The organism is Rhizobium sp. LARHSG275 (assembly GCF_052871115.1).
Genome location: NZ_JBIXJN010000001.1, coordinates 1 through 11,996, shown reverse-complemented (window position 1 = coordinate 11,996; position 11,996 = coordinate 1). Strand labels below are relative to the sequence as shown.

Below are 11,996 nucleotides of genomic sequence, written 5' to 3'. Positions count from 1 at the left end.
TAAGGTTCGAAACCCGTTAGGGGCATCCTTGTTCCATTCATATCGCCTTTTCGGTCTTCGAGCGGCCAAGCGAATGACGCCACATATATGGCGAAATTTCCTCCATCGCAGGAACGCGCGAATGATAATTGCCGGCGGGATCTTCTTGTGGTCGCCGACAGTCCCCTGTCTGGTGATAGATGCGTTCGGGTCGAGCAGAAACGCGACCAACGTGCTTGCACTCTGCGCCTCTACTTCGAGCTTGTCATCCAATAAATGCAGCCCCTGCTCGCCTCCAAGCCATCACCGCGCCGTGCGTGGTGAGCAAGAATCACCGTCGGCGCGTTCGTCCAGGCATTACAAATCAATCACGATATCGCCTTCAGGTTTTGCGCAACAGATCAGCACATTGCCATCCGCCGGCGCGTCGACAGGGTCCGGCTGGTAGCCGACACTTCCCTCCACAAGTCCGGTCTCGCAAGTGTGACAGACGCCGGTTCGGCACGACCATCGCACCGGCACGTCGCAGGCCTCGGCCAGTTCGAGCAAGTTCTGGAATGTCGGCTCCCAGCGCACATTGAGGCCGGTGCGGGCAAACGACACCAGCGGCCCCGAGCCTGGAAGCCTTGCCGGCAAATGTGGCGGCCGGCGAGGCGAAGCAGCTATGCCGGGTGTGATCGACGGACCGGCGCCGAACATCTCGGTGTGGATGCGATCCGGCGCGATGCCCAAGGCAGCAAGGCCGACGCTCAGATCGCTCATGAAGCTCGATGGTCCGCAGACATAGACGTCACAATCGCGCGGCAGGTTAAGCAACTTGAGCGCCTGCGCATCCAGATGGCCGCGAGCGTCGAAATCGATATCAGGCCGATCCTTAGGGTCGGGAGAGCTGTAGCAAATATGGCTGTGGTGGTGAGGAAGCCTCTTCAGCAGCCCGCGCGCCTCCTCGGCAAACGGATGTTCGCGGCCATTGCGGGTTCCGTATAACCACCAGACCTCCCGGGGCGATGCTTCGGCCGCCAAAACATGAAGCATCGCCAGCACCGGCGTCACTCCAATCCCGGCACTCAACAGAACAACCGGTGTATCGCCCGGCCGCAATATGAAACTGCCGCGCGCCGCACTTGCCTGCACGATGTCGCCGACCTGTAGCTCGTCGTCGATGTAGCCGCTGGCTGCGCCATGGACCTCCCGCTTGACGCTGACGCGATAATGCGTGACGCTGGGCTCGCCCGACAGCGAATAGCTGCGCATCAGCGCAGGCGTCGGATCCCGTCCGAGCCGCAGCACCACGAACTGCCCGGGGAGTGCGGCGGCAACAGGCTGGCCATCCGCCGGTTCGAGCACGAGGGAAACCACGCTGCCGCTTTCGCGCACCTTGCGCAACACACGCAGCGGGCGGAACCCGCGCCATGCCGGAGGCAGGCCGGGAGCAGCTGTCAGCCCGGCATTTCCTGTCGTCGCGCCCTCCTTCCGCTCCTGCTTGAGTATGGCCTCGAAAGAATGACGCCAGCCTGCGCTCAGCGGCGGGATGCGCAACGCGCGCTCCAACTGATCGCGCGGGTGACCCGGCATATAAAGCAGCGCGTTGATCTCGAAAACGCTCATGCCCTCGGGCCCGGACGCCACCTTCGTGATCTCGTCGCCGGCCTGCACTTCGCCTTCCTCCAGCACACGGAAATAGAAACCAGGTCGACCATGTTTGACCACCAGCGCGGCCATCTCCGGCTCGTCCATGCGTATGCCGAGCCGGTAGCAGGTGACGCGCGGTTGCGTCACCTCGAACAGGGCGCCGCCGATCCGGTAACGGTCTCCAATGCATACCTCTGCATCCGGCAAGCCATCGACGGTGAAGTTCTCGCCAAACTGGCCGTAAATGAAGTCGTCTCGGCGCAATTGCTCCTGCCAGTACCGATAGGAATCGATCTGATAGACAAAGACCGCGCGGCGTTCGCCGCCGTGGCCAGCCAGATCGCCTTGTCCATCGCCGTCCACGTTCAGGCGCCGCACCATGCGCGGGACGTCGACCGGCGTCTTCCAAATGGCGGTGTAAACGATCTTGCCTTGCCAGGTGACGTTGCGCGGCAGGCCCACATTGACCGAAAGCAAGCGTACCATGACATTTCTCCCGAATGACGATCATCGCGATTTCGAGATCGACGGAGGATGACTACAGCGTCAATCTCAGTTCGAGATAGTGTTCGGTCAAAGTCGTCAAGGTGAAAGCTCTGTTGAGGCCACTCGGATTTGGCAACAGCCAGACGCCGGCGCCGGCAAATTCCTCGGGCTGCCGACCCCATTCAACATCGGCTCGAAGACTGATAGCCGCGTATGCCGCCTTTCCAAGAAAGGCCAAATTGGCTGGCGCGAACTTTCGTATCTTGTTTTCCAGGATGGGCGCGGCGCTGACGTAGTCCTGCCTCTTAAGCTCGCTTGCGCTTTTCGTGGGGCGTGAAACCGCGGATGTCAGACCACAGCCATATTGCAACAACGCGCGCTCTTCATCGGCCCGCAGCAGGCGCGGTGTAAATCCGGCCAGACGCAAGACGCGCCAAAAACGGTTGCTCGAGTTCGAGAAATTATGCCCGTCGCGAACGGCAGATAGAGCCGGATTCAATCCGCAGAAAACTACGGAAAGGCCAGGAGCGAGGATTTCCGACAATCCGGCTCTTGGCATCGTGGGGTCGCCTGGGCCGTTAAGGTTTGCGGACGTGGCATCATCTTGCATTATGGGATATCGCTCGAATTAAGCCTGTCAAATATACCAACCGTGCATCGATCGAAATGAGCTTCCTGAACGCCATCAAGGAGAGGCCGGTCTAACAGACACCCGGTGTTAATCATGTTCCTGGAAATGCCGAAGAATGGTCTTACCTGACAATTGCAGCCATTCAAGGTGCACAGCGTCTTTTGCGGCTCTCAAAAGACGCGCGATGCGGTAGTGACAATCTGAAAATATCCGCTGCAATCGATTCTTTGACGGGATCTTCATGACCATCGAAGCCGCACGAAATCCGCATCCGATCTATTTTGCCGGAGCTTTTGCCACGGGCGGGCTCCTGACTTTTATGGTGCACCTCAACGGCGAGTTGGCCCGTTATGGGAATCCCCTGTTCTCATCTTGGACCGCTCATGGCACGGGCATCATCGCAGCCGTCATTCTTCTTTTGCTGATCCACCGGCGCCGCAGACCTAAGCCGGAACAAACCTTGCGCGCGCCTTTATGGGCCTATTTCGGTGGGATATCCGGCGCGGCAACGGTCATGCTGACCTCGACCGCGGTCAACTCACCGCTCGGGCTCTCCGGCACCTTGGCTTTGGGTTTGGCAGGCCAGGTCGCCTTCAGCGTCGCCGCCGACAATTGGGGATTGTTCGGTCTGCCAAAGCGGCGTCCAGATAGACGAGACATCGTAGCACTCGGCTTGGTCGTCATGGGGGCTGCACTGATTATCCTGCTTGGGCGAGGTGCGGCGTGACGGTGTTCATTCTCCTGGCTTGCCTGGGCGGTGTGCTCGTCGGTCTCAGTCGTCAGCTCAATGGGCGGTTGAGCATATCCACCACACCGCTGATCGCATCCTTCTGGAACCATGCCGTGGGCTTTGCCGTCCTCACCTGCCTTGGTCTCTTTGTCGGGGGCCTGCTTCCTGCAGGCGCTGCCGATGCGCCTTGTTATGCCTATCTGGGTGGTCCCATCGGCGTCATCTTCGTGGCGGCGGGCAGTTGGGTCATTGCTCGAATAGGCGCGGTCAATTCGGCTCTGCTGATCATCGGTGGCCAGATGGTGACAGGGGTGGCGTTTGATTATATCAGCGCCGTTCCAGCATCATTTTGGGCGAACGCGGCCGGAATTGTTCTCATCGTCGGCGGAATGATGGTCAGCCGGGGACGACGCAAAACCGGCCGCTCGCAATAGCCATGCGTTGCGCTGCGATTCAGGTGCCATTGCTGACCGGGCAATTTCATCGGCCGGTCGCAAGGGGACGGATGGACGGTGGGAATGGCTCCCGGCCGGTATCATCGTTCAGGCCGCAGCCTGCTCAGGCGAGGTATTTCGTAAACCAGTCGACCGTTCGCTGCCAGGCGAGCTTGGCTGCTGCTTCGTCGTAGCGGGGCGTGGAATCATTGTGGAAGCCGTGATTGACGTTAGGGTAGATGTAGGCCTCGAATGTCTTTCCCGCTGATTTTAGCGCAGCTTCATAGGCCGGCCAGCCTTCGTTGATGTCCTTGTCCAGCCCGGCATAATGGAGAAGCAGCGGCGCCTTGATCTTCGGCACGTCTTCGGAGCGCGGCTGCCTGCCGTAAAAGGGCACGGCCGCTGCAAGTTCCGGATAGGCCACTGCCGCCGCGTTGGCCACGCCGCCGCCATAGCAGAAGCCGGTGATGCCGACCTTGCCGGTGGTGAGATCGCTGTGCATCAAAAAATCGACCGCCGCGAAGAAATCGTTCATCAGCTTTTCCGGGTCGACCTTTTGCTGGAGTTCCCGCCCCTTTTCATCGTTGCCGGGGTAGCCTCCGACCGACGTCAGTCCATCCGGCGCAAGGGCGATGAAACCTGCCTTTGCCACGCGCCGCGCCACATCCTCGATGTAGGGGTTCAGACCTCTATTCTCGTGAACGACCACCACGGCTGCGACATTGCCGGCCGCTTTTGCGGGACGGACGAGATAGCCGCGGACATCGCCATTTCCCTTTGGAGAGGGATAGGTGATGTATTCGGCCAATATATCGGGATCGGTGAACTCGACCTGTGTCGCCAGCGCATAATCTGGGCTCAGCGATGAAAGAATGGCGGCTGCCGTCACGCCGCCGACCGCGAATTTGCCGGCTCGGTCGAGAAACTCGCGCTTGGTAATTTTACCGTGCGCATAATAATCGTAGAGTTCGAGAAGTTCCTGAGGGAAATCCTTGGCTGTCATGCGGGTCATGATGGCTCCTCCTTGCCTTCGGGTCTTGCACTATCCTACACACGTAAACTCGCGGCTCTTTTCAACATTTCGCGAGTTCTGCGTGAGCTTGCCGGGGCGATCATTGGCTGCGCCAACAGTCGCGGAATTCGCTGCCCCGCCGTCAAGAGATGCGCCCTCTTCCCTTTGGCAATCGGCATCCGGCCGGTCGCAGCCAGTAATCGACCGCCGGCTACCGATCTATGAAAATTAATTTCATACTCGCGCTTCGATGCCCGTTTTCTATTGACGCCTCCGGATTTTTGTCCCAACTTAAAGAAAATAAATTACTAAATGGGAACTTGATCGGCATGAAAGTGGGAATCATCGGGCTAGGATTCCGGCTCGGCTATCTCGGCTATGTTTTCAAGGCAATCGATAGCAGCTTCGACATTGTCGGCTATGTGGATCCGGAACCCGCCGGACTTCCTGGATTGACGGAAAAGGGCATTTCAGTCGGCAAGGCCTATGGTTCGCCGGAAGAATTGCTCGCCTCCGAAAAGCTCGATCTGCTGATGATCGGCTCCCCCAATCACATGCATCTCGACCATATCAGGCTGGGACTTCAAGCCGGTCTCAAGGTCTTCTGTGAAAAGCCGATCGTCACGACGATCGCTGAAAGCATCGAACTTGCCCATCTGATGGCGAAATTCGGCCACGAGCGACTGATGGTCGGTCTCGTCTTGCGTTATTCTCCGCTCTACAAGGATCTGCGCGCCATCCAGGCCGAGGGCAAGCTTGGTCAGATCGTATCGATCGAGGCCTCCGAACATATCGAGCCTTATCACGGTGCCTTCTTCATGCGCGACTGGCGCCGTTACGAGCGCTATTCCGGCAGCTTCATGCTGGAAAAATGCTGCCACGACCTCGACCTCTATAATGGCATCGTCGGTGCGCGGCCGGAGCGGGTCGCAAGTTTCGGCGGCCGCAAGAGCTTCATTCCGGCAAACGACCCGGCGCGCGAAGGCATCAACGACCTCGAACTTTTCCACCGCAAGCCAAGCGGCTGGATGGGCTCGGACAAGGTGTTCGACAGCGACGCCGATATTATCGATTATCAGGTGGCGATCGTCGAATATACCAATGGCGTCGGCATGAACTTCCACACCAATCTGAATGTGCCCGACCAATTCCGCCGCTTCGCCATCATGGGCTCGCGCGGCATGGCCGAAGGCGATTTCGTTCGCGGTTATCTTGATGTGCACGAACAACTGACCGGCAACAAGATTGTCGAAAACAAATATGCCGCCACCGAGCTCTCCCAGCATTACGGCGCCGACGAACAGATGGCGAGCGACCTGCTTGAAAGCGTGCGCACCGGGCTCGAACTCCCCGTGTCCACGCTGAATGCGCTCGAAGCCGGCATCCTCGCCTTGGCGATGGACGAAGCGAGGATGAAGAAGGCGGTCGTCGATCTCAGACCCATCTGGGACCGCTTCGACGAAGCCCTTCACGCAAGAGCGGCTTGAGGGGGGCGGCAGGATGAGTGTTCAAAGAAGCACCTTCATCTTCGCTTGCATCCTTCTTCTTCCGGCTGTGCTCTATGTCCTGGCGATCGTCGCCTATCCGCTGGTCGATACCTTCGTTCTCTCCTTCACCGATGCGTCCCTCAGGAAGACCACCAATTGGGTGGGCTGGGTCAATTACGAGAAGATCTTCAACGAGCGGTTTGCGGAAGTCATCATCCGCACCTTCATCTGGACCTTCTTCTCGGTCGCCCTGAAAATGGTGATCGGCACTTTCGGGGCGACGATGCTGAACGCCGCGGTCCCCGGCCGCTCATTGTTCCGGCTTTTGACAATGCCGCCATGGATCGTGCCGATGGCGATCGGCATCTTCATGTGGGGCTGGATGTATAATGGCCAGTTCGGGATGATCTCCGGCATGTTGCAGCGCTTCGGTCTGGTCGACGGCCCGGTCGCCTTCCTCGCTTATGGAAGCACCGCCTTCTGGGCCACGATCGTCACCGACGTGTGGATCGGCGTGCCGCTGGTGACGATCTACTTCCTGGCGGCGATCCAATCCATTCCGAAGGATCTCTACGAGGCCGCCTGGACTGACGGCGCCGGCCGCTGGTACCGCTTCCGCCGCATCACCCTGCCGCTGATGGTTCCGGCGATCATCACCATGTCGATGCTGTCGCTGATCGCCACCTTCAACTCGTTCGACATTATCTGGATCCTGACGCAGGGCGGACCGAGCGGCGAGACGACGACGATGATCATCGATACCTACCAGACCGCGATCGGCTCGAAGAAATACGGCGAAGGTGCCGCGCGCGCCGTTTTGATCTGCATCTTCCTGTCGCTCTTCTGCTTCGCCTATTTCCGCGTCACCCGTCGCCTCAATCCGGAGAAGCGCGCATGAGCAATGCAGCCATGATCGACCGTTACCGCTGGTGGGAAATCATCCTGATCTATTGCGGCATCGCGCTGTTTCTTTTCTTCGTGCTGTCGCCCTTCGTCGAAGGTTTCCTGGTGTCGCTGAAGCCGCTCAGCCAGCTCTTCTCCTCGCCCTACCGCTTCTGGCCGGAGAACGGCTCGTTCGAAGCCTATCGGACGATGTGGATCAGCGTGCCGGGCTTCGGGCGCTATATCTTCAACTCGTTCTTCATCTCGGTCATCGTCACGCTGATTGTGCTCGGCCTGGTCATTCCGGCGGCCTATGCCTTCGCGAAGTTCGAATTCAAGGGCATGGGCATCCTGCTCGGCGCCTTCCTGACCGTGAACATGTTCTCGGGCGCCGTGCTGTTGATCCCGCTCTTCCGGCTGATGCGGAGCATTGGCGTGCTCAACACCTATCTCGCCATGATCGTGCCTGGCGTCGCCTTCCTGATCCCTTCGGCGATCTGGCTGCTGCGCACCTACATGATCCGTATTCCGCAGGAACTCAACGAAGCGGCCTACATGGATGGCGCCAGCCATTTTTACACGCTGCGCCGGGTCATCCTGCCGATTGCGATGCCGGGGATTATCGTCGTCGCCATCACCACCTTCATCGGCGCCTACGCCCAGCAATTCATCTTCGCGCTGACGTTCAACTCGAAGACCGAATACATGCCCTTGCCGGTGGGGCTCTTTGCTTACTTCGGCAAGCAGGAGGTCATCTGGAACGAGCTGATGGCGGCTTCCTTCGTCGGCATCGCGCCGGCGATGGTCGTCATCTTCTTCCTTCAGCGCTACCTTGTCGGCGGGCTGACCGCCGGTGCGGTGAAACAATAATACCAAAAAACGAGTGAACAGCTAACACAAGAATGGGAGTTACGACGTGAGCATATCAATCAAGACAGGCCTTATGGCGCTCGCCCTGCTCGGTTCGACGGCACTGACCACGGTCACTGTCCAGGCGGCCGACAAGGAAATCAGCTGGATCTATTGCGGCGACACGATCGATCCGGTCCACACCAAATATATCAAGCAGTGGGAAGAAAAGAACACCGGCTGGAAGATCACTCCTGAGGTCGTCGGATGGGCACAGTGCCAGGACAAGGCAACGACGCTCGCCGCCGCCGGCACGCCGGTGGCGATGGCCTATGTCGGCTCGCGCACGCTGAAGGAATTCGCCCAGAACGATCTTATCGTCCCGGTGCCGATGACCGACGATGAAAAGAAGACCTATTACCCCCACATCGTCGACACGGTGACCTTCGAGGGCAACCAGTGGGGCGTTCCGATCGCCTTCTCCACCAAGGCGCTTTATTGGAACAAGGATCTCTTCAAGAAGGCTGGCCTCGACCCCGAGACGCCGCCGAAGACCTGGGCCGAAGAAATCCAGATGGCAAAGACCATCAAGGAAAAGACCGGCATTCCGGGCTTCGGTCTCTCCGCCAAGACCTTCGACAACACGATGCACCAGTTCATGCATTGGGTTTACACCAATAATGGTGCGGTGACCGATGCTGAAGGCAAGGTCACGCTGGATAGCCCCGAAATCCTCGCTGCGCTGAAGGCCTACAAGGGCATCGTCCCCTACTCTGAAGAAGGCCCGACGGCCTATGAGCAGAACGAAGTCCGCGCCATCTTCCTCGATGGCAAGGTCGCCATGATCCAGGCCGGTTCGGGTGCCGCCGACCGTCTGAAGAAGACGCAGATCAGCTGGGGTATTACGACGCTGCCGCTCGGTCCGAACGCCAAGGGTCCGGGCACGCTGCTGATCACCGACAGCCTGGCGATCTTCAAGGGTTCGGGCGTCGAGGACAAGGCGACGGAATTCGCCAAGTTCATCACCTCTCCGGATGTCCAGTCGGAATACGAGTTGCAGGGCGGCGCCGGCCTCACCCCGTTGCGCCCCTCGGCAAAGGTCGACGAGTTCGTCGCCAAGGATCCCTACTGGAAGCCCTTGATCGACGGCATCAGCTATGGTGGCCCCGAGCCGCTCTTCACCGACTATAAGGGCTTCCAGAACTCGATGATCGAAATGATCCAGTCGGTGGTGACTGGCAAGGCCGAACCGGAAGCCGCACTGAAGAAGGCTGCCGGCGAAATCGAGGCCTTCAAGTAAACTCTCCCGAGGCTCCCGGGGTCGCGGCATAAGCTGCGACCCCTCCCCTATATCGAATGTGCGAAGACCGCCGGCGGAGACAGATTTTTGGGACAGCTCCTTCTCAACAAAGTTCAGAAATTCTACGGCGACTACGAAGTTCTGAAGGGCGTGCAGCTCGAAGTGAGGAACGGCGAATTCGTCGTCTTCGTCGGCCCGTCGGGCTGCGGCAAATCCACCCTGCTGCGGATGATCGCCGGTCTCGACGCGACGACCGCCGGCGACATCGTCATTAATGGCGTCAGGGTCAACGACCTACCGCCGGTCAAGCGCGGCATCGCTATGGTTTTCCAGTCCTACGCGCTCTATCCGCATATGACAGTCTTCGAGAACATTGCCTTCCCGCTTCGCGTCGAAAAGATGGAAGAGGAAAAGCTCAAGGCCAAGGTCGAAAACGCGGCGCGCATCCTGCATCTCGAACAGCGGCTGCAGCAGAAACCCGGCATGTTATCCGGCGGCCAGCGCCAGCGCGTCGCGATCGGCCGCGCCATCGTGCGCGAACCGAAGATATTCCTGTTCGACGAGCCGCTTTCCAACCTCGACGCGGCGTTGCGCGCCGACATGCGCATCGAGCTTGCCAAGCTGCACAGGCAGTTGAAGGCGACGATGATCTATGTGACGCACGACCAGGTCGAGGCCATGACCATGGCCGACCGTATCGTCGTGCTCGACGCCGGCGATATCTCTCAGACCGGGGCGCCGCTGGAGCTTTATCATAAGCCCGCGAACCAGTTCGTCGCCGGCTTCATCGGCAATCCGAAAATGAATTTTCTGCCTGTGACCTGTAAAAGCGTCAGCGCCAATGGCGTCGAGGTGGATTATCAGGGCCAGACAGCCGTTCTGCCCGTGACGCCGCGCGACGGCATGGCCGGCAAGGCTTTGACGCTCGGCATCCGGCCGGAGCATATCCAGCTTAACGGCGGCGATATCGTCTTTACCGTGACGCCGACGGTGATCGAGCGGCTCGGGGCCAATACGGTCGCTTACGCCTCGCTCAACGGAGAGGCCGAGAATTTCTGCGCCATGCTGCCGGGCAGCGTCGGCATCCGCGCGGACGCGCCTGTCGCGACCGGCATCAACGCCGCAGATGGCCATCTTTTCGACGAGGCGGGCATCGCCTTCGAGCGGCGCGTCGAGCTGACGGAAATCGATATGAACGTGATCAACCCGATGGCGACTTGAACCCGACTGGTTCTGCGAGCAGTTCGTCCTGTCGGGGTCCGGGGACGAAATGGCACTCTGCACAATTCGGCTGCCCGTGGCGAGAGTTCGGCTGTTGTTCAATGTGCGAACTTCGTTGGACAATTTCTTGCGGATGGAAGAGTCCGGCCTGTTGCGGAGTATGGCTGCATTGCGCTCTCCATTTCGGCCATAGAGGCTATCGTCGCGTTCTACGAGAGCGAAGTCACGTCACCGTTGCGCCCAGAGTTGGACAAAAAGCGTTTCGCCTCAAATCAAATCGATGCAACGAATCAGACAAGGCTAGAGCGTTTCAGGTTTTGACGGAAGCGTATCCGGCATTGTCGAAGTAGTTGCTGCATTCGTTGGGCTCGATGGTTGTGACGAGGTGTCCGATGTGGCGCCAGGTGTCATCGATGGTTCGCTTCTGAGCCAGGCGCATCCAGTGCTTGATTTTGGCGAAAGCCTGTTCGATCGGATTGAGGTCGGGGGAGTATGGCGGCAAGTACCAGAGCCGAGCACCAGCGTTGCGGATCATCTGACGGATGGCGACCGACTTGTGGGAGCCGAGATTATCCATCACGACGATGTCGCCGGGTTTGAGCACCGGTACGAGTTGCTGCTCGACATAGGCGCGAAAGCACTCACCGTTGATCGGTCCATCGAAGACACAGGGTGCGGTGAGCCGATCGCAGCGCAACGCGCCGAGGAAAGTCAGGGTGCGCCAATGTCCGTGCGGCGCGAAGCTGCGCAGGCGTTTGCCCTTCGGCCCCCACCCTCGAAGCGGCGCCATGTTGGTCTTGATCCAGGTTTCATCGATGAAGACCAGCCGTCTTGGATCGAGGCCAGCCTGCCAGGATCGCCAGCGCTGTCGCCGTCGCGCGACGTCAGCGCGCGCCTGCTCAAGGGCGAACAGTGTTTTTTTTGAACCGCAATCCCTCACGCCGCAGGAACTGCCATACCGTATCGTGGGATACCTTCACCCCTCGCGCGGCCAGCTCTTCCTTCAACCTGTGCAGTGACACATGCGGCGTCTGGTTGATCCGCTCCACGATAAACGCCCGATGCGGCTCCAGAACCCGCTTGCGGTGGCCGCCCATCTTCCCAGGCGCGACAGATCCGCTCGAACGATAACGCTGCGACCACTTTACCGCTGAAGACACGGCAATACCGAACCGCGCCGCAACCGACCGGCAGCTCTCACCGGCTTCGATTGCAGCAACAACACGCTCACGAAGATCATTGGAAAGAGGTCGCGTCATTCGATGCTGGCCTCCACTCCAGCCAGCATCTTGAATCACAAAACACACAAAAACGGAATCCCTTCCGATTCAACTAAATCCGGATACGCTCTAG

At 59.3% G+C, this 11,996-nt stretch carries 11 protein-coding genes and 1 pseudogene; 7 read left to right on the top strand and 5 right to left on the bottom strand.

Annotated elements, in window-relative coordinates; translation table 11 throughout:
* Positions 1-37: 37 nt before the first annotated feature.
* The 3 genes and pseudogenes from ACIPSK_RS00060 to mug form a co-directional block, all read right to left on the bottom strand.
* A pseudogene (locus tag ACIPSK_RS00060) lies at positions 38-273 on the bottom strand (pirin family protein); the annotation flags it as partial.
* Positions 274-336: 63 nt separating this feature from the next.
* On the bottom strand, positions 337-2,097 hold the full coding sequence (locus tag ACIPSK_RS00055; protein ID WP_162115339.1) for an MOSC and FAD-binding oxidoreductase domain-containing protein: 1,761 nt from the start codon (positions 2,095-2,097) through the stop codon (positions 337-339).
* Positions 2,098-2,149: 52 nt separating this feature from the next.
* A complete protein-coding gene (gene mug / locus ACIPSK_RS00050; RefSeq protein ID WP_432653287.1) occupies positions 2,150-2,707 on the bottom strand; it encodes a G/U mismatch-specific DNA glycosylase in 558 nt (185 codons plus the stop codon).
* A 262-nt stretch (positions 2,708-2,969) separates the two neighbouring features.
* Between mug and ACIPSK_RS00045 the strand changes: the two genes are divergently transcribed.
* The gene (locus ACIPSK_RS00045) at positions 2,970-3,455 is read left to right on the top strand and encodes a DMT family transporter (RefSeq protein WP_162115341.1); all 486 of its coding nucleotides are present in this window, start codon (positions 2,970-2,972) and stop codon (positions 3,453-3,455) included.
* Positions 3,452-3,892, top strand: a complete 441-nt coding sequence (locus ACIPSK_RS00040) for a DMT family transporter (RefSeq protein ID WP_446532618.1) — start codon at positions 3,452-3,454, stop codon at positions 3,890-3,892. The genes ACIPSK_RS00045 and ACIPSK_RS00040 overlap by 4 nt, the downstream gene beginning before the upstream one ends.
* Positions 3,893-4,016: 124 nt before the next feature.
* On the opposite strand, the gene yghX is transcribed toward ACIPSK_RS00040, so the two are convergent.
* Positions 4,017-4,904: a YghX family hydrolase gene (gene yghX / locus ACIPSK_RS00035; RefSeq protein WP_162115343.1), complete on the bottom strand. Its 888-nt coding sequence runs from the start codon at positions 4,902-4,904 to the stop codon at positions 4,017-4,019.
* Positions 4,905-5,233: 329 nt separating this feature from the next.
* On the opposite strand from yghX, the gene ACIPSK_RS00030 reads away from it, so the two are divergent.
* From ACIPSK_RS00030 to ACIPSK_RS00010, 5 genes are all read left to right on the top strand, one after another.
* Positions 5,234-6,391, top strand: a complete 1,158-nt coding sequence (locus tag ACIPSK_RS00030; RefSeq protein ID WP_162115344.1) for a Gfo/Idh/MocA family protein — start codon at positions 5,234-5,236, stop codon at positions 6,389-6,391.
* Positions 6,392-6,404: 13 nt separating this feature from the next.
* Positions 6,405-7,289, top strand: a complete 885-nt coding sequence (locus ACIPSK_RS00025; protein WP_162115345.1) for a carbohydrate ABC transporter permease — start codon at positions 6,405-6,407, stop codon at positions 7,287-7,289.
* Complete coding sequence (locus ACIPSK_RS00020) at positions 7,286-8,143, top strand: carbohydrate ABC transporter permease (RefSeq protein WP_017968431.1); 858 nt, start codon at positions 7,286-7,288, stop codon at positions 8,141-8,143. The genes ACIPSK_RS00025 and ACIPSK_RS00020 overlap by 4 nt, the downstream gene beginning before the upstream one ends.
* A gap of 73 nt (positions 8,144-8,216) precedes the next feature.
* Positions 8,217-9,422, top strand: a complete 1,206-nt coding sequence (locus tag ACIPSK_RS00015) for an ABC transporter substrate-binding protein (protein ID WP_162115367.1) — start codon at positions 8,217-8,219, stop codon at positions 9,420-9,422.
* Positions 9,423-9,509: 87 nt separating this feature from the next.
* Positions 9,510-10,643 (top strand): ABC transporter ATP-binding protein, encoded by a 1,134-nt coding sequence (locus tag ACIPSK_RS00010; RefSeq protein ID WP_162115346.1) that lies wholly within the window; start codon positions 9,510-9,512, stop codon positions 10,641-10,643.
* Between the two features lie 310 nt (positions 10,644-10,953).
* Here ACIPSK_RS00010 and ACIPSK_RS00005 read toward each other — a convergent pair.
* Positions 10,954-11,902 (bottom strand): IS630 family transposase gene (locus ACIPSK_RS00005; RefSeq protein ID WP_446532617.1). Its coding sequence is split into 2 segments (ribosomal slippage): positions 10,954-11,565 and positions 11,567-11,902, totalling 948 coding nucleotides; the frame shifts between segments, so codons are not numbered across the junction.
* Between the last annotated feature and the right edge of the window lie 94 nt (positions 11,903-11,996).